This is a genomic window from Nocardiopsis sp. FIRDI 009, from assembly GCF_003386285.1.
Classification (GTDB): domain Bacteria; phylum Actinomycetota; class Actinomycetes; order Streptosporangiales; family Streptosporangiaceae; genus Nocardiopsis.
In genome coordinates this window covers 1-20684 of sequence record NZ_QPNC01000017.1, presented here as the reverse complement: position 1 = coordinate 20684, position 20684 = coordinate 1, and the positions used below count along the sequence as shown (strand labels likewise).

20 protein-coding genes and 1 tRNA gene are annotated in these 20684 nt (G+C 73.3%); 13 read left to right on the top strand and 8 right to left on the bottom strand.

The features are described from left to right. The first annotated feature begins 201 nt into the window (after positions 1-201). A complete protein-coding gene (locus DVR05_RS14795) occupies positions 202-1152 on the top strand; it encodes an SGNH/GDSL hydrolase family protein (protein WP_116246471.1) in 951 nt (316 codons plus the stop codon). 21 nt (positions 1153-1173) lie between these two features. On the opposite strand, the gene DVR05_RS14790 is transcribed toward DVR05_RS14795, so the two are convergent. From DVR05_RS14790 to DVR05_RS14770, 5 genes are all read right to left on the bottom strand, one after another. Continuing rightward, a complete protein-coding gene (locus DVR05_RS14790; RefSeq protein ID WP_369974539.1) occupies positions 1174-2268 on the bottom strand; it encodes an EAL domain-containing protein in 1095 nt (364 codons plus the stop codon). A gap of 285 nt (positions 2269-2553) precedes the next feature. Then, positions 2554-3792: a beta-ketoacyl-ACP synthase II gene (fabF, locus tag DVR05_RS14785; RefSeq protein ID WP_116246469.1), complete on the bottom strand. Its 1239-nt coding sequence runs from the start codon at positions 3790-3792 to the stop codon at positions 2554-2556. A 146-nt stretch (positions 3793-3938) separates the two neighbouring features. Further along, positions 3939-4178, bottom strand: coding sequence for an acyl carrier protein (locus DVR05_RS14780; RefSeq protein ID WP_017598397.1), 240 nt, complete (start codon positions 4176-4178; stop codon positions 3939-3941). A gap of 95 nt (positions 4179-4273) precedes the next feature. After that, complete coding sequence (locus DVR05_RS14775) at positions 4274-5230, bottom strand: beta-ketoacyl-ACP synthase III (protein ID WP_116246468.1); 957 nt, start codon at positions 5228-5230, stop codon at positions 4274-4276. A gap of 2 nt (positions 5231-5232) precedes the next feature. After that, positions 5233-6216, bottom strand: coding sequence for an ACP S-malonyltransferase (locus tag DVR05_RS14770; RefSeq protein WP_198659195.1), 984 nt, complete (start codon positions 6214-6216; stop codon positions 5233-5235). A gap of 255 nt (positions 6217-6471) precedes the next feature. On the opposite strand from DVR05_RS14770, the gene DVR05_RS14765 reads away from it, so the two are divergent. Further along, on the top strand, positions 6472-7704 hold the full coding sequence (locus DVR05_RS14765) for a CdaR family transcriptional regulator (RefSeq protein WP_116246467.1): 1233 nt from the start codon (positions 6472-6474) through the stop codon (positions 7702-7704). 270 nt (positions 7705-7974) lie between these two features. Continuing rightward, the gene (locus DVR05_RS14760; RefSeq protein ID WP_198659194.1) at positions 7975-8853 is read left to right on the top strand and encodes a hypothetical protein; all 879 of its coding nucleotides are present in this window, start codon (positions 7975-7977) and stop codon (positions 8851-8853) included. A 48-nt stretch (positions 8854-8901) separates the two neighbouring features. Here the strand turns inward: DVR05_RS14760 and DVR05_RS14755 are convergent, their stop codons facing one another. After that, the gene (locus tag DVR05_RS14755; protein WP_116246466.1) at positions 8902-10590 is read right to left on the bottom strand and encodes an alkaline phosphatase D family protein; all 1689 of its coding nucleotides are present in this window, start codon (positions 10588-10590) and stop codon (positions 8902-8904) included. Positions 10591-10717: 127 nt separating this feature from the next. On the opposite strand from DVR05_RS14755, the gene DVR05_RS14750 reads away from it, so the two are divergent. The 6 genes from DVR05_RS14750 to DVR05_RS14725 all read left to right on the top strand — a co-directional run bounded on the left by DVR05_RS14750 (position 10718) and on the right by DVR05_RS14725 (position 14767). Beyond that, a complete protein-coding gene (locus tag DVR05_RS14750; RefSeq protein WP_116246465.1) occupies positions 10718-11125 on the top strand; it encodes a secondary thiamine-phosphate synthase enzyme YjbQ in 408 nt (135 codons plus the stop codon). 185 nt (positions 11126-11310) lie between these two features. Further along, positions 11311-11736 carry a DUF3052 domain-containing protein gene (locus DVR05_RS14745; protein WP_116246464.1) on the top strand — a complete coding sequence of 142 codons (426 nt, stop codon included), beginning with the start codon at positions 11311-11313 and terminating at the stop codon, positions 11734-11736. 87 nt (positions 11737-11823) lie between these two features. Then, complete coding sequence (locus tag DVR05_RS14740) at positions 11824-12315, top strand: peroxiredoxin (protein WP_116246463.1); 492 nt, start codon at positions 11824-11826, stop codon at positions 12313-12315. Between the two features lie 24 nt (positions 12316-12339). Continuing rightward, positions 12340-12413: transfer RNA gene (locus DVR05_RS14735), tRNA-Val, on the top strand. Positions 12414-12654: 241 nt separating this feature from the next. Further along, positions 12655-13017 (top strand): hypothetical protein, encoded by a 363-nt coding sequence (locus DVR05_RS14730; RefSeq protein ID WP_157982448.1) that lies wholly within the window; start codon positions 12655-12657, stop codon positions 13015-13017. 85 nt (positions 13018-13102) lie between these two features. Further along, positions 13103-14767 (top strand): hypothetical protein, encoded by a 1665-nt coding sequence (locus tag DVR05_RS14725; RefSeq protein WP_116246461.1) that lies wholly within the window; start codon positions 13103-13105, stop codon positions 14765-14767. A gap of 31 nt (positions 14768-14798) precedes the next feature. Here DVR05_RS14725 and DVR05_RS14720 read toward each other — a convergent pair whose 3' ends face one another. Beyond that, positions 14799-16925, bottom strand: a complete 2127-nt coding sequence (locus DVR05_RS14720) for a SpoIIE family protein phosphatase (RefSeq protein WP_116246554.1) — start codon at positions 16923-16925, stop codon at positions 14799-14801. A gap of 195 nt (positions 16926-17120) precedes the next feature. On the opposite strand from DVR05_RS14720, the gene DVR05_RS14715 reads away from it, so the two are divergent. Further along, the gene (locus tag DVR05_RS14715) at positions 17121-17972 is read left to right on the top strand and encodes a universal stress protein (RefSeq protein WP_157982447.1); all 852 of its coding nucleotides are present in this window, start codon (positions 17121-17123) and stop codon (positions 17970-17972) included. A 20-nt stretch (positions 17973-17992) separates the two neighbouring features. Here the strand turns inward: DVR05_RS14715 and DVR05_RS14710 are convergent, their stop codons facing one another. After that, on the bottom strand, positions 17993-19024 hold the full coding sequence (locus DVR05_RS14710; RefSeq protein WP_116246459.1) for a zinc-binding alcohol dehydrogenase family protein: 1032 nt from the start codon (positions 19022-19024) through the stop codon (positions 17993-17995). Between the two features lie 104 nt (positions 19025-19128). Between DVR05_RS14710 and DVR05_RS14705 the strand changes: the two genes are divergently transcribed. The 3 genes from DVR05_RS14705 to DVR05_RS14695 all read left to right on the top strand — a co-directional run. Further along, positions 19129-19635, top strand: coding sequence for a hypothetical protein (locus DVR05_RS14705; RefSeq protein ID WP_116246458.1), 507 nt, complete (start codon positions 19129-19131; stop codon positions 19633-19635). 419 nt (positions 19636-20054) lie between these two features. Continuing rightward, positions 20055-20372 (top strand): hypothetical protein, encoded by a 318-nt coding sequence (locus DVR05_RS14700; RefSeq protein ID WP_157982446.1) that lies wholly within the window; start codon positions 20055-20057, stop codon positions 20370-20372. A 127-nt stretch (positions 20373-20499) separates the two neighbouring features. Beyond that, a partial coding sequence (locus tag DVR05_RS14695) for a ClpX C4-type zinc finger protein (RefSeq protein ID WP_304598594.1) occupies positions 20500-20684 on the top strand: 185 nt, incomplete at its 3' end.

Below are 20684 nucleotides of genomic sequence, written 5' to 3'. Positions count from 1 at the left end.
GCGCCGAGACGGGGCGCGGGTATGCTGGACGGGCACTGTCCTCGTCCGAACGCCCTTCGGTCGGGTGGCCGCCCAGCGGCCGACCTGGGTCGACGGTGTTCGGATCGGGGCGGCGGCATCGCGGCCCCTGCCAGACTTCCGTTCCCACGCGCCCTCGGCGCCTCGCGAGCGTGGGACGGTCGAGCCGGACGATTGGTTGACGTGACAGACGTAGAGACGAATCCCCCAGCGGCCGCGCGAGCCACCAGACCGGACGTCATCCGGTCCTACGTCGCGATCGGCGACAGCATCACCGAGGGGATGGAGGACGACAGCGGCCCCGGCGGTGAGTACCGCGGCTTCGCCGACCGCCTCGCGGAGCACCTCGGCTCGTACACGCCCGACTTCCGCTACGCGAATCTGGCCGTGCGCGGTCGCCGGATGCGGCACATCTTCGGCGAGCAGCTCGACCAGACCCTGGAGTGGAAGCCGGATCTGGTCACCGTCCTGGCGGGCGGCAACGACGTCCTGCGGCCCGGCGGCGACCTCGACCAGCTCGCCGAGCAGTTCGAGGAGGGCGTCCGCCGACTGGGCGACGCCGGGATCCGCGTCGTGATCCTGTCCGGCCACGACACCGGATGGATCCCCGTCCTGCGCTACTACCGCGGCCGCATCGCGGTGTTCAGCATGCACATGCGCGCCGTCGCCGAACGCACGGGGACCGAGATCGTCGACCTGTGGGCGCTCAACGCGCTCACCGACTCCCGTGCCTGGAGCGACGACCGGCTCCACCTCAACGGCACCGGCCACCAGATCGTCGCCGCCCGGGTCGCCGACCTGCTCGGGTTCCCCATGGGTCCCCGGGAGTCGTGGACCGATCCCTGGAGCACCCCGCCCCGGCAGCTGCCGCGTATCCTGCGCCGTCGGGAGAACCGCCGGTGGGCCCGTCAGTACCTGGTGCCGTGGCTGCGCCGCCGCGCCCTGGGCCGCTCCTCGGGGGACGGCCGCCTGCCCAAGCGCCCCACGCTGGACTACCTCCACGACGAGGCGACGCGGGAGCGGATGGCGCGGGACATCGCACGGGGGATGGAGCCCGGCCGGTTCGATCCGACCGACGGGGGCACGCCGACCAGCAGTCCCTCGGGCACCAAGGGACCCACCCCCAGCCACTAGCGGGGGTCCGGCCGGGGCCGGTCAGCTACGCGACAGCGACTGGATGAGGTCGGACACGTGGACCACGCCGACGACCTGCCCGTAGGAGTTGGTCGCGATCAGGTCCTCGTAGACGCGGCTGTTGTCCTGACCGGCCACCCGCAGCGCGGCGAGCGCCGACATCCACGCGGGCACGGTCCGCGGTGACTCGGCCAGCCGCATCGAGGGCCGTTTGGCGTGCAGCGCGTGCCCGTACCGGCCGGTCACCGACAGCAGGAACCGGGTGCGGTCGATCACGCCCAGCGGACGGTCGCGGTGGTCGATGAGGATGACGCTGTTGAGCGCGGGGTCCTTGGTGAACGCGTCCAGGATCTCCCCGGCCGTGGAGTCGGCGTCGAAGCCCACCGGCGGCAGCATGAACTCGGTGATCTGCGGGCCGGCGTCGCTCGCGTCCTGGTCGGTGGTGACCGGTTCGGGCACCTGCGTGACGCGGTCGCCGGGCCGCCAGTCGTCGTCGGCGAAGAACGTTCCCGTTCCCACCCGCAGGCCGCAGCGGCGCAGTCGGACGACGTCGTCGGCGCTCGACACGCCCGAGGCCATCGCGTAGACGCCGCTGCCCCGGCCGAGCCGGGCCAGGCCCTCGACGACGGTGGTCCTGCGCTGGTCGGAGGAGATCCCCGACACGATCGTGGGGTCGAGACGGATGAGGAACGGCGTGGTCTCCAGGATCAGGTCCGGGCGGACCAACGCGGTACCGAAACCGCAGCGGAACCCGGCCGTCCGCAGCCGGGCCACCCCGGAGGTGACGGTCTGGCGGGGCAGGTCGGCCAGGTCGGCGGTGAGCAGGAAGGTGATGTCGCGCGGCCGTCGACCCGCCTGGCGCAGTCGGCTGTCGACCAGCGAGACGAACTCGTCTCCCGCGGTCAGCGTGCGCGCGGGCAGGGGCAGGACGAGCGGGAGCAGGCTCTCCGTGCTCGCGGCCTCCCTGACCAGCGTCAACAGCCACTCGGCGACCATCATCTGCTCACGGGGGGTCACCTCGGCCATGCTGTCCCGGCCGGTGGGCGGAAGGGACGTGACGACCTCGACGGCCACGACGGCGCTGGAGTCCAGGTCCACGACGGGTCGGTAGGTCACGGCACCGGAGGAACGTCGGGGCGCCGGAGCGCTCTTGTCGGTACGGGGGATCTCTGCGAGCCGCTGGGGCGAGTGGACAGACACATTCTCATGGTGGCGGGTCCCGAACCCGGGAAAAAGGTCTGTGCGCTCCTGTTCAGCAGACCTTCACCTGTGCGAAGACCGATCCAGACACGGACCGTCACATCGCACCGAAACAGCCCGAAACCGCGTCCGGTTCACCGGAGGCGGTTTCGGGCCGGGCGGCGGTGACGGGCGCCGTCGCGGCGCCCGCGGGAGGCCGGGTCAGGCGCGGCGGAAGGCCAGGGCGACGTTGTGGCCGCCGAAGCCGAAGGACTCGTTGATGGCCGCCACGTCACCGGCGGGCATGTCCCGGGGCTTGTCGCGGACGATGTCCACGACGACGTCCGGGTCGAGCTGCTCGATGTTGATCGTCGGCGGGATACGGCCGTCGTGCAGCGCCAGGATCGTGGCGATCGACTCCACGGCGCCCGCACCGCCCAGGAGGTGGCCGGTCATCGACTTGGTCGAGGACACGGCGACCCGGTCGGCGGCGGACTCGCCCAGCGCCGCGCGGATCGCGCGGGTCTCGCCGACGTCCCCGGCGGGCGTGGACGTGGCGTGCGCGTTGACGTGCACGATGTCGCCCGGCGCGAGGTCGCCGTCGGCCAGGGCCAGCTCGATCGCCCGCGCCTGGCCCGTGCCCTCGGGGTCGGGCTGGACGATGTCGTAGGAGTCGGCGGTGTAGCCCACCCCGGAGGCGTGGGCGTACACGCGGGCACCGCGCCTGGCGGCGTGCTCCGCCGACTCCAGGACGATGATCCCGGCGCCCTCGCCCATCACGAACCCGTCACGGGTGGTGCACCACGGGCGGGAGGCGCCCTGCGGGTCGTCGTTGCGGGTGGACAGGGCGCGCATGGACGCGAACGAGGCGATGTTGAGCGGGTGGAGCGCGGCCTCGGTGCCACCGGCGATCACGACGTCGGCGCGGCCGTCACGGATCATGTCGACGGCGTTGGCGATGGCCTCGGCACTGGACGCGCAGGCGCTGACCGGGGCGTGCGCACCGGCGCGGGCGCCGTACTCCAGGGAGACCGCGGCGGCGGGGCTGTTGGGCATGAGCATGGGCACGGTGAACGGGGAGACCCGCTTCCAGCCCTTCTCACGGAAGGTGTCGTACTGCTCCAGGATGGTGAGGATGCCACCGATACCGCTGGAGACGACGACACCGAGACGGAGGGGGTCGACCTCGGGGCTGCCCGCGTCGGCCCACGCCTCCTCGGCGGCGATCAGGGCGAACTGCTGGGTGCGGTCGAGCCTGCGCAGCCTCGGGCGGGGGAGCTTCTCGGAGGGCTCCTGAGCGATACGCCCGGCGAAGTGCACCGGGAGCGTCTCGTGCCAGTCGGGGTCGAGCATGGTGACACCGGACCGGCCGTCGAGGAGCGCGGACCATGTGGTCGCGACGTCACCCCCGAGGGGGGTGGTGGCACCGAGGCCGGTGACGACGACATCGGTCTTGGACATGATCCGATCGCCCTTCTCGTGGATCGTACCCGGCCGCGGGGTGCCGGGAGGCGTTGGCGGATGTCTGGACGGGGCCGGGCGGCGGCTGGCCGCCGCGGCACGCGGTTCGGGTCGCCGGGGCGCGGGGCACCGGCGACCCGGGGACGCTACTTCTGGATGAAGGTGATGACGTCCTGGACCGTCTTGAGGTCCTTGAGCTGGTCGTCGGGGATCTCGACGCCGAACTTGTCCTGGGCGGCGACGGCGATCTCCACCATGGACAGCGAGTCGATGTCCAGGTCGTCGACGAAGCTCTTCTCCGGGGTGACCTCGGAGGGCTCGGTCCCGACGATCTCCTCGATGATCTCGCCGAGGCCGGTCAGGATCTCCTGCTCGCTGTGAGCCATGTCGTGTGTCTCCTTGGTTGACGCTTCTGTCGCGGGGGTGCCCCCCGCGTTACGGGGTCGGCTCGTGGGGTGTGACCGCGGGCCGAGGGACGGGGTCAGGGGATGCGGATCACCTGAGCGGCGTAGACCAGTCCCGCCCCGAAGCCCAGGGTGAGCACGGTGCTCCCCGAGGGCAGTTCTCCGCGTCCGACCATGCGCGAGAGCGCGAGGGGAATGGACGCGGAGGAGGTGTTGCCAGCGGTGACGATATCGCGGGCCACGAGTGCCTGGGGCGCGCCCAGCCTCCGTGCGATGGCCTCCACGATCCGCAGGTTGGCCTGGTGCGGCACGAACGCCGTCAGCTCACCGGGCTCCACCCCGGCCCGCTCCAGGGCCTCCAGCGCGACCTTGTACAGCTCGGTGGTGGTCCAGCGGAACACCGCCTGGCCCTCCTGGTAAAGATACTTGTGGTCGCGCAGGTAGATCTTGTCGGCACGGCCGCCGTCGGAACCCCAGACCACGGGGCCGATGCCGTGCTCCTCGGTCGCGGAGACCACGGCCGCCCCGGCGCCGTCGGCGAAGATCACACACGTGGAACGGTCGTCCCAGTCCACCCAGTCACTGAGCTTCTCGGAGCCGATCACCAGGACGTTGCGCGCGCTGCCGGCGCGCACCGAGTCCGAGGCGACGCCCAGCGCGTAGCAGAAGCCCGCGCAGGCGGCGTTGACGTCGAAGGCGCCGGGGGCGGTGATGCCCAGACGGGCGGCGACGGTCGCGGCGGCGTTGGGGATCTGGTCGGTCACGGTGCACGTGGCGACGATCACGAGGTCGATGTCCTCGGGGGACAGTCCGCTGGCGGCCAGGGCCTTGCCGCCGGCGGCCACGCCCATGCTCTCCACGGTGTCCTCGGGACCGGCGACACGGCGCTCCCTGATGCCGACCCGGCTCTGGATCCACTCGTCGTTGGTGTCGACACGGGCCTCCAGGTCGGCGTTGGTCACGACCCGGGAGGGCTGATACTCGCCGAAAGCGACGATGGCCGCGCCCGCGAGAGCGTTCGGGGTCTTGAACATGGTCAGCCTTCCTGGTCGGCGCCGGTCGGGGCGCTGACGCCGGCGTGCTCCTTGATGAGCGCGGTGGCGCGGTCGATGTCGTCCGGCGTCTTCACCGCGAGCAGGTCGATGCCGCGCAGGGCCCGCTTGGCCAGCCCGGTGAGGGTCCCGGCGGGGGTCAGTTCGATCAGGGCGGTCACGCCCAGGTCGGCGAGGGTCTGGGTGCAGGCGTCCCAGCGGACCGGGGAGGAGATCTGCGAGACCAGGCGGTCCAGGTACTCCGACCCGCTCCCGACGACGGCGCCGTCGGCGTTGGACAACAGTCGGGTCGAGGGGTCCTGCGGGGACAGGGAGGCCGCGGCGGCCCGGACGCGCTCCACGGCCGGGGCCATGTGCTCGGTGTGGAACGCCCCGGCGACCGAGAGGGAGCGCAGCCGGGCGCGGGCGGGCGGGTTCTCCGCGAACGCGGCGAGCTGCTCGGTCGTCCCGGCGGCCACGATCTGCCCGGACCCGTTGTCGTTGGCGGGGGTGAGACCGGAGTCCGCGATGGCCTTGAGCACCTCCTCGCGCACCCCGCCGAGGACGGCGGTCATGCCGGTCTCGGTGCGGGCGGCGGCGTCGGCCATCCCCCGGCCGCGCTCGGCGACCAGGGCGAGGGCGTCGCCGGGGGACAGGACTCCGGTCACCGCCGCGGCGGTGAACTCACCGACGCTGTGACCGGCGACGGCGTCCACGAGGGTGCGGTCGGCGGGCAACCCGGCGCCGGGGGCGGACAGCGTGCCCAAGATGGCGGAGGCGGCGGCCAGCCCGGCGCTGACCAGCAGGGGCTGGGCCACGGCCGTGTCGCGGATCTCGTCCGCGTCAGCCTCGGTGCCGTAGCGGACCAGGTCGAGACCGGTCACCTCGGACCACGCGGCGAACTGTTCGGGGACACCGGGCAGTTCCAGCCACGGGGAGAGGAAACCGGGGACCTGGGCACCTTGGCCGGGAGCAACGATTACAAGCACAGCATCAACCTTGCCCTGTAGAGGATCACCAGTCAGAGGGGGAGGCACACGAACTTACCTTGAGGTCGTTTGTAGGCCCTCCACAAAGGCGGTGTCGAGGGTGGGTTCGCGCCCTCGTCCCCGGGTGGGGGAGATCACCCTCCCGGGCCGCGGGGGCGCGCCAGCAGGGGCGGAGGAGGGTGACCGCGCCTTCCCGCCGACCGCCGACGCGGAGCGGGCCGCCTCCCGGGGGACACGGGATGAGAACCTGGGGGTGTGAACACCCGACACCAGGATGCCCGAGAGCCCGACGGCGAGGACACGGGCCAGACCGAGCAGGACCGCGTGCGCGCGGAGACCGTGCGTCGCCTGGAGCGCTCCATGGGCGCGCTCGGCACGGCGGCCGTGGCGCGCATGGAGGATCGGCTCGCCTGGTTCCGCCGGATGTCGGCGGAGGACCGGTCGTGGATCGGCCTGGTGGCGCAGTCGGGGGTGGCGGCCTTCGTCGACTGGTTCCGCAACCCCGTGCGCGGCCGCCCCGCCATCACGGTGGAGGTCTTCGGCACGGCCCCGCGCGAACTCACGCGGTCGGTGTCGCTGCAGCAGACCGTCGACATGATCCGCGTGGTCATCGAGGTGGTCGAGGCCCAGGTCGACGAACTGGCCGCGCCGGGCGGCGCCCAGCAGCTGCGTGAGGCGGTGCTGCGGTACACGCGGGAGGTCGCGTTCAGCTCGGCGAAGGTCTACGCGCGCGCGGCCGAGGCCCGGGGGGCGTGGGACGCCCGTCTGGAGGCCCTCATCGTCGACGCTCTGCTGCACGGCGACCGGGAGGAGGGGCTGGAGACCTGGGGCTCGGCCCTGGGATGGTCGCACACGCCGGTGATCGCCGTCGCGGGTGAGAGCGAGGGGGAGGGCGGCGCCAAGGTCCTGGACGACCTGCGCGCGGCCGCCCGCCGACTCGGGCACGACGTCCTCGCCGGCCGTCAGGGCTCCCGGGTGGTCGTGGTGGTCGGGGTCGGAGACCGCTACCCGGAGGAGGAGCTGCCCCTGGCCGCCGCCGAGCCGCTGGCCGGGCTGTTCGGGCCGGGGCCGGTCGTCGTCGGTCCGGCGGTGCCCGACCTCAGGGCGGCGGGGGCCTCGGCGCGCGCGGCGGTCAACGGTCTGCGGGCCGCGGTGGCCTGGCCCGACGCGCCGCGTCCGGTACGCGCCGACGACCTGCTGCCCGAACGCGCGCTGCACGGGGACGCCGACGCGCGGCGGGAGCTGGTCGAGCAGGTGTACGTCCCCCTGGCCGGGGCGGGGTCGCCGCTCCTGGACACGCTGTCGGTGTACCTGGAGCACGCGTCGTCGTTGGAGGCGACGGCCCGGATGCTGTTCGTCCACCCCAACACGGTCCGGTACCGGCTCAGCCGGATCGCCGAGCTGACCGGGCACACGCCCTCGGACGGGCGCGGGTCGTTCGTGCTGAGGGTGGCGGTGGCCCTGGGACGCCTGGCCGGCGCGGAGTAGGGGCCTTCGCGCGACCGCCGTCGACGGCGGGGGACGCTGTGATCAGCGGCACGAACCCATCCGTAACCTGATCGTTGTGCGTCGTACCTGGCTACTTATGGATGTTTCACTCCGGTCGGGTATGTCTGTAACTGCCCGTGTGCGCCCGGGGACCGTACCAAAAGGGATAGCTTTGTGGTGGGCGGGACGCCTGTGGGACCGCGAGGAAGGGCATGCCTCGGGCGAGGTCCCCGCGCCGCTCCGACACGACGTTCTTGGGGGGTCAAGGCTGTGGTCGAGCGACCGACGACGAGGTTCCGGCTGATCGAGGCGGCGACCGAGGCCGCCCTCCAACCCACGCAGGAGGGTGAGCTGCGCAGACGCGTCCTGTTCTGGGTTCCGGCACCGGTCCCGGTGCTCGCGCTGGTCGCCCTCGCCGTCGGAGGCGACCTCTCCGCGCCCGGGTGGACGATCCTCCTGGCCACCTCGATGGGTGTGGGCACCCTCCTCCTGGCGCTGGTCGTCCAGCCCACGCCGCTGCCCGAGGGGCTCTCGCCCCAGGTCTCCGCCCGCCGGTCCCTGCACCGCTTCCGGCAGTTCACCAACCTGCGGATCTGCCTCGCGCTCGTCCCGGTGGCGCTCGGCGCGACCGCGTCGCTCGTCGGCGGCGGCCTGTACCCGCTCCTCGCCGCCCTGGCGCTGTCCTGGCCGCAGCTGCTGATGGCCATGCCCACCTTCTTCACCATCACGCGGGCGCGCCGCGCGATGGAGGCGTGGGGCACCACCGCCTACCTGTGGCACGCCCTGTCACGGCCGGCGAAGGTCACCTGGCCGGTGGCCACGCCGCTGGCGGTCGCCTGGCGGCGGTGGCGCGAGGAGCGTGACCGCGCGCGGAGCGCGGCGCAGGAGGGGGAGCGTAGGGCCGACGCGTCCGTGAGCGGGACGGACGCCGCCCCGACCGGACCGGAGACCACACCGGAGACCGCCGGGGACACCGGCTCCGATTCCGGCGCCGGAGCCGTGGGACGACGGATCACCGTCGGGGGGACGCGGGCCACCGTGCACCGCGCGGCGCGGCGCGTCATCGAGGGCGGCGGCGCCCTGCGGACCGTCGGGCGGCAGCGCCACGGCACGCGGTCGACGCGGCGTCCGAGCGCGCCCAAGCACTGACGGCGTCCGCCGCGGTCCGTCCGCGCCGTCGGCACGGACGGACCCTCGTCACAGGTTCACGCGCCGGTGCACACGCGGCGGGGCGTCCTGCCCCGCCTCCGGGCAGTGGTACCAGACCGCCTCGGCGTCGGGGCCGTCGAAGACCACCTCGCCGATCGTGTTGCCGAAGTACAGGGGGCCGTCCAGGCGCCAGCGGAGCCAGGGGCGGGGAACCCGCGCCAACCACGTCAGCACCCGCCCCGCGGCGGCCAACGGCCAGCTGGCGGACAGCCGGGCGCTCCGGCGCAGCGAGAGCGGCAGCTGGTTGCACAGGGGCGAGGAGACGAGCTGGGCGACGCGCGTGCGGCGCCCCTCCGGCCCGGTCCCGTCCCGGAGCCCGGTCGGAGGGGCGTCCTCCGCCACGTCCGTCCGGGCGAGGTAGGAGAAGTGGACGTCGCCGCTCAGGAACAGGACCGTGGCCGGCGCCCGGCCCCGCTCACCCCGGCACAGGGCGCGAACCCCCTCGCCCAGGCGGCGGAAGGAGCGCTGGAAGGCGCCCCAGTGCTCCAGGTCCAGGGCCTGGCGCAGTCGTTCCGCCGGCCCCCGGGCCCAGCCGCCCCACGCGCCCTCGCACACCGCCTCGTTCCACGCCTCCAGGTGCTGTACCGCCGGGGGGAGGAGGACCGGGACGGTGGAGGCGACCACGACGTGCTCGTGGCCGCCGGTCAGGTGCTCGTCCAGCCACGCGTGTCCGTCGGGACCGAGGATGGACCGCTCCGGCTCCCCGTCCCCGCCCAGGGCGCGGCCGCACCGGGTGTCGGTGACCAGGACGCGGACGGCCCCCGCGTCGAAACGGTGGCTCCAGCGGTAGGACGAGGGCTCGTCGTGCGCCCGCCAGGCGAACGCGTCCAGGACTTCGCCCGCGTCGGAGCCGTGGTCGCGGATCCGGTTCCACACCGGGTCGGCGTCGCGGTCGGCGGGGGACAGGTTGCCCAGGTGCTGGTACACCCAGTAGGCGCCCAGCCCGCTGGTGATCCGCGCGTGCCACCAGGGGCGGGCGTCCATGGCGCGGCGCCAGGCGGCGGAGGTGTTCCAGTCGTCGCGGATGTCGTGGTCGTCGAAGACCATGAGGGTGGGGACGGTCGACAGCAGCCAGCGCACCTGGGGGTCGCTCCACGCCTGCCGGTACAACTCGGCGTACTCGCCGTACCGGACGACCTCGTCGTCGGGGGCGCCGTCGGCGGGATCGTCCTCGCGCGCCCGGCGCAGGAGTTCGCGCACGGGTTCCTGGACCTCGTCGGCGTAGACCTGGTCGCCGATGAGCAGCAGGAGGAGGTTGCCCTCGACGGGTTCGCGGGCCAGGCGCCGCGCGGTGGCGCGGAGCATGTCGGGCCCGTGGCGGACGAGCCCCTCCGGGCTGTCGCCCGTGGCGGTGTGGCAGGAGCCGTACAGCAGGCGGGTGGGGGCGTCCGGGGCGGGTGTGCGCACGACGCTGGGCGGAAGGGGGCTGTCCGGCTCGGGCCAGACGGGCGTGTCGTCGAGCAGGACCTCGTACGGCAGGCGTGCCCCCGGCCGGAGGTCGGTGAGTTCGCACACGGCGTAGTGGTGACCGTGCACGGTGAAGGTGCGCGCCGAGGCGGCCTCGCGGCCGTCGACGAGGATCCGCGCACGGCACGGGGCGTCGGTCTCCACCCACACCGTCGCGCTGGTCGGGGCCACGTGCCGCAACAGGGGCCCCAGACGTAACGAGACAGTCACCGTTCCCCCTCTTTTGTCCCAGGTTCTCACACGTCGTGGACGAGTATGGCGTTTCGTAGACCCCCCGTCATCCACAGCTCGGCCGAAGATGGTTGCACGAGCGCCCCGGCTGCGCGAAGGTGGCGCTATGCGGACACAGATCCTTGAGCTGCACACAGGAGGTTCGGAGAGCGTCACGGACATCACCCGTGAGTGCGCGGACTTTGTCGCCGACGGCGGCGACGGGCTCCTGAACGTGTTCGTCCCGCACGCGACCGCCGGTGTGGCCATCATCGAGCTCGGGGCCGGGTCCGACGACGACCTGCTGGCCTCGCTCGACGACCTGCTCCCCGCCGACGACCGGTGGCGGCACAAGCACGGTTCCCGGGGCCACGGGCGATCCCACGTCATGCCGGCCTACGTCGCACCGCAGACCACCGTCCCGGTGCTGTCCGGACGGCTCGAACTGGGCACGTGGCAGTCCATCGCGGTGGTCGACCTCAACATCGACAACCCGGACCGGCAGGTGCGCCTGTCGTTCCTGACGTCGGCGTGAGGACGGGAACCAGGAAGGATCCGGGTTGGACGGTGCGTTGACGGGAGATGCCACTAGCGTGTGAACTAGGCGATCAACGATGGTTACGGACCCACAGGACAGGCGCTTGGCATGGCCCGACATCGTTGTGACAACTGCTTCGTGCAGGCAAGATTGAGAAAAATCATCTGTGGAGGAGAACTTTCGTGAGCGCGACCGCGGGCCAGGCACAGAGCGAACGCGGCTTGGCTGACCGACTCGGATTCAAGCCGGGTCAGGTGGTGCAGGAATTCGGTTTCGACGACGACGTCGACGAGGGACTGCGCGCATCCATCGCCGAACTCACGGGCGAGGCGCTGGTCGACGAGGACTTCGACGGTGACGTCGACGCGGCACTGCTGTGGTGGCGGTCCGACGAGGAGGGGGATCTCACCGACGCCCTGATGGACACGGTGCCCCTGATCGCCGACGGCGGCATCATCCTGGTACTGACGCCGAAGGCGGGGCGCGAACTGCACGTGTCCCCGGGTGACGTCTCCGAAGCGGCCGCCACGTCCGGCCTGTCGCAGACCAGTGCGATCAGCGTCGGCGCTGACTGGTCCTGCACCCGTATGGTCGTTCCCAAGCGGTGACGGACTCCACCCCGACGGGGTGGGGGCATCCGGTGCCGCGCGTCCCGAAGGAGGGCGCGCGGCGCTGAGGGGCGCCCGCCGACGAACATGAACGACATCATCACCGAGGGCGCCCGCGCGCCCGACTTCACGCTGCACGACCAGTACGGGCAGGACACGACCCTGAGCGGGTTGCGGGGCCGCCCCGTGCTGATCGTCTTCTATCCCCTGGCCTTCTCCGGGGTCTGCTCGGGCGAGCTCGCCGAGTTGAGCGCGCGCCACGCGGAGTTCGACGCGCTCGGAGCCACGGTCCTGGCCGTGTCCGTGGACTCGGTGTTCGCCCTGCGCACCTGGTCGGACCGGGAGTCCTTCCCGTTCGCGCTGCTGTCGGACTTCTGGCCGCACGGCGCCGTCGCCGACGCCTACGGGGTCTTCGACACCGCCCGGGGGACCGCGCGGCGAGGAACCTTCCTCCTCGACGCCGAGGGGATCGTCCGCTGGACGGTCACCACCCCGATCTCCGAACCCCGTGACGTGGACGCCTATCTCCGGGAGCTGCGTTCGCTCGCCGGAAACCGGAAGGAGCGGCGCCCCCTGTGAGGCGGTATGATCGCCTGCGATGCCGGGCGCGTAGCTCAGTTGGTTAGAGCAATTGCCTTACAAGCAATAGGTCAGGGGTTCGAGTCCCTTCGCGCCCACTCGCCTCCGAGACGGCCCTGTTCGCGCGTGACCGCGCTCACCGGGTCGTCTCGTCGTTTCTTCCGGGGGGCGCCCCCCGGACCCCCGGTGCGCCGCGCACAACCCCGCCGAGCCCGACCAACCGGGGCGGCCCGACCAGCGGTGCCCCTGAGGGGACAGGGGAGGAGCTTCTCCGCACTGCTAGCCTGACGCCTGCTCGTCGACCGGGAATCCCCCCGGCGCCGGATCAGAAGGGCGAACATGAAACCTCGCGCACTCGCCGTCTGCGCTGTGACCCTCCTCGTGGCGCTCGCCTCGACCTCCTGCTCGGGTATGAACAACACCCGGTGCCGTGGCGGTGACTGCACCGTGGTGGTCAACGGCACGAGGTACTCCGGCGACCTCCAGGACACCAAGCGCGTGGACTTCGAGTTCGAGATCGAGGTCGCCGACGACCAGAGCGCCGAGGTCACCGTGGAGCGGGAGGAGGAGCGCACCCGCCGGGACGAGGAGGAGTCGGCCACCCTGCGCCCCGGGGAGTCCGCGGAGCTGATGACCTACTCGGTCGAGTACGTCTCCCACAGCGCCGACGGAGCCAGGTTCGAGTTCACCCGCGCGGACTGACCACCCCGTTCCGCCCGGGGCCCGCACGGCCTGTCCGCCCGTGCCCCTACTCTTCCCCCGGACCCCGCCGACAGGAAGAGACCCCGTGCCGTTCCACCACCCCGGACGCCCCGACGACCTCCCCCCTCCCCACCTGCTGTGGGCGCGCGCCGCGACGATGGCCGCCCTGGCCGCGCTCGGCTGCCGGACCCCCTTGGCGCTCGACGGACGGATCCTGTTCTACGACGACGGAGGCGGCAACACCTGGCGCCTGACCTGGGTCGAGGGGAACCGCGCCGTCCTGGTCGGCTACGACCACGAGTGCAGCGACACACTCGAACTCCTGCCGGACTCCCTCGACCTGCTCCGGGGCGCCCCGGACTGGCTGCCCTGGGAGTGGGTCGGCGGGTTGGAGGCCGCCGAACAGGCCGCCTTCGTCTACTGGTGGGACGGCGCCTGGGGGCGCACGCCCTACCCGGACGACCTGGAGGACGACGGGCTGGCCATCCTCCTGAAGGACCTGGCCTCCACCGACGAGGCCGTGAACGCTCTGACCAGACACCTGAGAGGGGGGCGGTCGTCGGAGGCCACCCCCGGCGCCGTACGAGCGGCGGTCCGGCGCGTGCTGCTGGGCGCCGAGTCCGGCGCGGTCGACCGGGCTGACGTGACGGCGGTCCGCGGCCTCGTCGCACCCCACGCCTACGGCGTGGACGCCGCCATGGACATCGCCCGGCGGACCGGGCTGATGCCGGGAACGGAGCGTCCCGCCCTACCCGCCGGGCATGCCAGGCCGGAGCGCCCCGCGCCCGCGGCCATCGGTGACGTCGCGTGGGGACTGCTCATCGGTGACGCGATGCGCCAGGCCGGGGAGGCGGAGCGCCCGGCCCCCGCACCGAGCCCGGAACTGGACCGGGTCGTGGACTGGATCCGGGCCGAGGCGCTCGACCCGGGTGCCAGCACCACGGTGACCTACTCACCGCTGGCCGGGTGGTGGATCACCAAGGAGTCCGGTGAGCGGATCACGGGCTTCGAGCTGCACCCGCTCCTGCGGGCCCTACGCGACGCCGAGGCCCACCCCGAGCACGGGCGGTGGTTCTTCGTCCGGATGGTCGTCACGGAGCGGACCGCGGAGGTCGACCGCGCCTACGACCACTGGCCGCGCTGGCACCCGCCGCGTGATCCGTCGGGCGGTCGGGTCTGGCCCGGCACGGTCGTCGAGGAGGTACGCGGACGCGCGCCGCGATGGCGCCCGGAGTGGGTGCACCTGGCCACGGAGGAGACCCGCTGGTCCCCTCCCGCCCTCACGGTGGAGCCGGGCGGATCGCCCAGCGTCCCCCTCCGGCCCCTGTCCCCGGACGAGCAGCGGGAGATCCTGGTCGAGGTCGGCCTGGAACTCGTCGAGCAGGCCCTCGAGGACTGGCGCGAACTCCGCCTCTCCTACCGGACCCTGCTGGGGTACGAGGGCGTGGAGTACCGCGCGGTCGACCCGTCCGGCGAGGTCACGCCGCTGCGGAAGCCGCAGGGGGTGCACCGTGCCCTGTCCCGGCTGCGGGAGGGCATGTACACCCGGGGAGAGGGCACCTGGTTCGGCCTGGAGTACGTCGTCACGCGCCCGGGTCGCTACCGCGTCGACTACTCCTACGATGACGAACCCGCCTTCGGACTCGACCCCGGGGACGTCCACTACGCCGTCGACGCCCTCCACTTCCCCCGCGACGCCGAGCACACCCCGGACTGGCTGCGGCGCCGGATCGGCGGCGGCGCGGGCTGACCGGCACCGCCCGGGGCTCCGGAGCACGCGCTCACGGCATGGCGCGCAGGAGCAGCAGCGCGATGTCGTCCCTGCGGTGGGGGACGGCGTCCACGTCGGACGTCAGCTCGTCGGCGGCCCGGTCGACCGGAAGACGGTGGAGCGTCGCGAGCCGCTCGGCCATCTCCGCCTTGGCCTCGTCCAGGTCGGTGCCCGGAGCCTCGACCAGCCCGTCCGTGTACAGCGCCAGGGTCGCCCCGGTGGGGAGTTCGAACTCCGTCTCCGGGTACTCGGCGTCCGGGTCGATCCCCAGCAGCAGCCCGTCCGGCGACTCCAGGACACGGCCGCCGTCGGGCCCGCTCAACAGCGGCTCGGGGTGTCCCGCCCGCGCCATGCGCACCTGTCCCGACACCGTGTCCAGCCGGAGGAGGACGCAACTGGCGAACAGTTCGGACTCCATCATGCACAGCAGGCGGTTGGTCTGGGTGAGCACCTCTCCCGGGCGGCCGTCGCGGGCGGTGGCGTAGGCCAGGACCGCCGTGCGCAACTGTCCCATCAGGGCGGCCGCGGACACGTTGTGCCCCTGCACGTCGCCGATCACCGCGGCGACGCGCCCCGGCCCCAGCGGGATCAGGTCGTAGAAGTCACCGCCGATGTCCATGCCCTCGCTCCCCGGAAGGTAGCGGGCGGCACTGGACAGCCCGTCGACCCGGGGTAGCCAGCGCGGGAGCATCCCGGCCTGGAGCCCCCGCGCCAGGTCGAGTTTGAGGTCGTACAACCGGGCCCGCTCCAGGGCCTGGGCGATGAGTCCGCCGAGGGAGTTGAGCACCGCCCGCTCCTGCACCGTGAAGTTGTGCGGCCGGGTGAAGCCGAGCATGCACGCGCCGATCGGGCGCCCCGACGCCACCAGCGGCAGAAACGCCCACCCCTCCATGTCCTTCTGGACGTACACGTCGGGTGACGGATAGACCATCTCCAGCTCCCTGAGGGAACGGAAGAACCCGGGCACGCCGGTGGTCGCCGCCCGGGCCGCGGGGGCGCTGGCGTCGGCCGACTCACCGTCGATGCCCGCCACGAACGCGGGGTCGAACCCCCGCTGGCCGATGAGGCGCAGCCGCCGCCGCTCGGGGACGTGGGTGAACAGGGCCAGCGCGCTCGCGCCCACCGCCGGGACGATCTCGTCGGCGACCAGGTCGATCACGTCGTTGACACTGGCGGCCTCGGTCAGCGCGGAGGCCAGGTGGAGGATGTGGTACAGCACACTGGCCCGGGTCGGCGCCTGCCGGGTGTGCGGCTCCTCGCCCTCCCACTCGACCTCCGTCGGGGAGATCAGCACGCTGACCCCCGTCTCGCCCGGGTGGAGCCGGAACGACAGCCACCGGTCCGGCGGGCACAGCGCCACGAACTCCGTCGATCGGTGACTGAGCACCGCCGCCCGGTACCGGTCCTCGTAGACGGGGTTGTCGAGCCACGGCAGCGCGGTCCAGGGCCGGTGGCCGACGAGATCCTCACCGGACCTGCCCAGGAGTTCGGCCGCGGCGTCGGTGACCAGGGTGACGCGGCCGTTGACGTCCAGGGAGCACAACCCCTCGGGCAGCCGGCCGACCAGGGTGGCCAGCGCCTCGCCGGGGTCCGCGGACTGGGGAGGGGGCCGCAGCATGTAGGGCGAGGGCGTCGGGTTGATCGGCTGCCCCATCGACCGGGCGCGCTCCAGGATGTCGACCATCGCCCGCGCGTGCTCGGCCAGGGCCTGGCGTTCCGCGCTCGACAGCCCCGGCCGGTCGGACCGTCCGATGGTGAAGAACCCGCCGAGCACCTCCTTGTCCCTCGCCAGCGGGTAGGCGACCGTGGCGAAGTCGTAGGGGACGGTGATCGCCGCGCGCGGGAAGCGCTGGGCCAGTTCCTCGCCGCTCGGCAGCCACACCAGGTGCCGCTCGCGGGCCGCCTCGGCCACCGGCAGGCCGGTGGTGAGGGCGACCCGGAACCAGGAGCGCACGATGTCGCGCGCCACCCCCGACAGCACGGACATCACGAGCGTGGAGTCACCGGGCTCACGGAGGTAGAGGGCTCCGGCGTGGGCGCCCACCGCCCGGATCGCCCGGCGCAGCTCCTCACCCAGGTCCCCGAGCCCCGGTGCGCGGTCGGAGGTCTCCTCACGCCGCGCGGTCGTGTCGGACATGGTCCCTCCCATGTCACCTCGAGTGGCACGGCCCCACGTTCGACGATACGCGTCGGTGGCGGTGGTGTAGGTAAAGGGAGGACCACGTGTGCCGTGGGCGGGGAGGGCCGCGACGTCCGGGGCGCCGTCGTGTCGCCGCGCGGGGGCGCGGTGTCCGGGGGACGATGGGAACCGAGGACGACGGAAGGGACGCTCGTGGGATCGATCCTGGTGGGGGTGGACGGCTCGGAAACCGGCCTGCGGGCCGTCGAGTGCGCCGCGCGGGAGGCGGTGTACCGGGAGGGCGGACTGACGCTGATGACCGTCTACGAGACCGGCCTGGCCGAGTCGGCGTCGCGCTGGCCCTCCGACCTGTTGGAGCGGGAGGCGGTGGCGGCGGCCGAGACCGCCGGGGCCCACGTGCACGAGCGCTGGCCCGACCTGGACGTCGACGTGCGCGTGGTCACCGGGTCACCGGCGGAGGAGCTGCTCAGGCACGCCCGGGAGTTCGACGTCCTCGTGGTCGGCAGGCGGGGCCGGGGCGGCTTCCCGGGTATGCGGATCGGCTCGGTGGCCTACCAGGTGGCGGCGCACGCCCCCGGATACGTGCTGGTCGTGGGAGAGGCGGGGGTCGACCCGGGGGCCAGGGAGATCGTGGTGGGCGTGGACGGTTCCCGGCACGCGGACTGCGCGGTGGTGGCGGCGTTGCGCACGGCGTCCCACCACGGTGACCGGGTGTGCGCGGTCTGGGCGTGGTCGCCTCCGGTGTTCTCCTCCGCCGGACTCGGTCCCTGGGCGAGTGTGGACGAGGAGATGACCCGGACCCAGGGAGCGGCCCTGGAGGCGGTCCTGGCGCGCCACCTGCCCGACTTCCCGGACGTGGAGGTGGTCCGGCGGGTCGTGCGGGGACAGCCCGCGACCGCGCTGATCGACGCGGCGGCGGGCGCGCGCATGATCGCGGTCGGGGCCCGGGGCACCCGGGGGTTCGCCCGGCTGGCGCTGGGCGGGGTCGCGCACGCGCTGCTGCACCACGCGCCGTGCCCGGTTCTGGTCGCCCACCGCACCTGAGCACGCCGCCGGGGCCGCTCTCAGCCCTCCCCGACGGTCAGGACGGCGGCGCCGTTGACCCGGTCGGCGGCCAGGTCCGCCAGTGCCTGGTCGGCCCGCTCGAAGGGGTAGGGCGTGGTCTGGACCGACAGCGGGTGCTCCGCGGCCAGGGCGAGGAACTCACGTGCGTCGGCGCGGGTGTTGGCGGTGACGCTGCGGACCGTGCGTTCCTGGAAGAGGTGCCGCTGATAGTTCAGCGGTGGGACGTCGGTGAGGTGGATCCCCGCGATCGACAGGGTTCCGCCCCGGTCCAGCGCCGACAGGGCGGTGGGGACCAGGTCGCCGACGGGGGCGAACAGGATCGCCGAGTCCAGCGGTTCCGGCGGGGTCCCGCGTGCGCCGGTCGCCGAGTGGCAGCCCAGCCGCAGCGCGAGCTCCCGCGCCCGCTCGGAGCGGGTCATGACGTGGACGCGGGCCCCCGTGGCGAGCGCGACCTGTGCCGTGAGGTGGGCCGAGGCGCCGAACCCGTAGATCCCGAGGACCCCGCCCTCGGGCAGCTCCGCGCGGGTGAGCGCGCGGTACCCGATGATGCCCGCGCACAGCAGCGGCGCGGCGGTCCGGTCCGCCAGGCCCTCGGGCAGGGGGTGGACGTAGCGTTCGTCGGCGGTCAGGTAGCGCGCGTACCCGCCGTCGGCGTCCCAACCCGTGTAGGCGGAGTCGGGGCACAGGTTCTCGTTCCCGCGTCGGCAGTAGCGGCATTCCCCGCAGGTGGAGGCGAGCCAGGCCACACCGACGCGGCTGCCCGGTGCCAGCCGCGTCGCCGACTCCCCGACGGCCACGACGTCTCCGACGACCTCGTGGCCCGGTACCGTGCCGGGCGCACGGGGCGGCAGGTCGCCCTCGGCCAGGTGCAGGTCGGTCCGGCACACGGCGCACACCCGCACCCGCACCACGACCCGGCGTCCGGTCGGCGGTCCGACCGTCCGCCGCACGCGGTGCAGCGGGCGGGTCCCGATCGGCCCGGGGGTACCGACGGCCCAGGCGTCCGTCTCGATGGGGGCGAAGCTGTCCATGATGGGAGCCCAACACGGATGGCGGGCCAGGTCAACGGGTATGAGTCGAGTGTTGGGTCAGGCCGTTCCCACCCGATCGCGCCCTGCCCGAGGAGGCGTTCTCCGTGCCGCGTTTGCTCAGGGTCGGAGCCGTCACGGCCGTCGTCGCCGTCGTGGCGCTCCTGTCCTACCTTCTCACCTCGATGCTGTTCGTGTTTGAACCCGCGGCGGACCGGCCGTGGCCGCTGATGGTGCTCACCGCGTGGGACGCGCTCATGCTGGGGGCCGCGGCCGCCGTCGCGGTCTTCGGCTGGCGGTACGCCCGAGGCGTGTTCCCCGAGTCCAGGGGGGTGGCCGCCGCCGTCCTGGCGAGCCTGGTCGTCCTGCTCGGCTCCCCGTGGCCGTACACCGCGCTGCGCACGTTGGCCGGTGCGCAGGGCACCGCCGCGCTGTGGGTCGACCTCGTGTTCCACGTCCTGCTGGGGGCCGCCGCCCTGGTCCTGGCCGGCGGGCTGCTGCGGCTGGCGCGTGACCGCCGGATCTTCGAGTCGGGCCGCTCGCACGCGCGCCGCGCGCCCGCCCCGCGTGCCAGACCGATGACCGGAAAGCACCACAGGCGCACCACCGGTTGACCACCCGGGGCCGCTCCGGGGTCCCGGTCGCCTCCCGGACCGCCGCGCGGTCGGGGCGGCTCCGCCGACCGTCGCCGGTGCCACGCCACGGCGGGCCCTGGGCGCCTTCGCCCGCGCGACCCTGGCCGGGGCCGGGACGCCGCCCGACGGCCCCGACCTCCCGTCGGTGTGGGCCGAACCGTCCCCCGAGACCCTCGCGGACGCACCGCTGCGGCTGGCGTACACGCAGTTGATGCGGCTCGGCGCGATCCTGCTCGGCCTGTCCCTGGAGGCCCTGGCCGAACCGGGGGGCGGACGCCGGGTCCGCGCCGCCGAGACGGTGCTGACCATGCTCTGCGGGGCGGTGCGGCTCACCGGCACGGCACCGGGTTTCGCCGATCCCTTCGGGGTGATCGGCGCCTGGAGGGGTGGAGGAGGCCGTGCGCTCCGCACCCGCCGGCGCCGACGTGACGGCGGTCGTGGTCACCGGAGCCCCCGGCGAAGGGGCGCCGCTGGCCCGGCTGGCGGTCGCGCGGGTGTGCGGCGCACTGCGCGCGGCCTTACCCGAGCCCGCCCGGCCGCGCCTGCGTCTGGTCCTGGACGGCGACGGCCGTGTCGCCGCCGCAGCGGGGGTGGCACCGGTCGGGGACACCACCGAGGCCGCCGTCCGGGTCGAGGCGGGACGGATCACGGCCGGGGCGGTCGGCCGGGGCGCGGGTCACGCCGTGGCGACCCGCGTTCCCGCAGACCACCGCTGACCGGCCCGGAAAGCGTGCTTTGCGGCCCGCCCCGACCCGGGATACCGTGCAGTCCAGATGATCACATCATCTGGGATTCGGGCACCGTTGTCGACCGCCCGGACGCCCGTGTGAGGAGAGGGTCCGAGTGACACGCGCCGACGCCGGCCAACCGCTGCCGACGTGCTCGTTCTGCGGCAGGGATCAGCGGGCGGCCCGCAGACTCGTCGCGGGCCCGGGCGAGTTGTGTATCTGCGATGAGTGCGTCGGTCTGTGCAACGAGATCATCGAAGAGGAACTCGCTGACGCCACTGAGCTCACGTGGGACAGTCT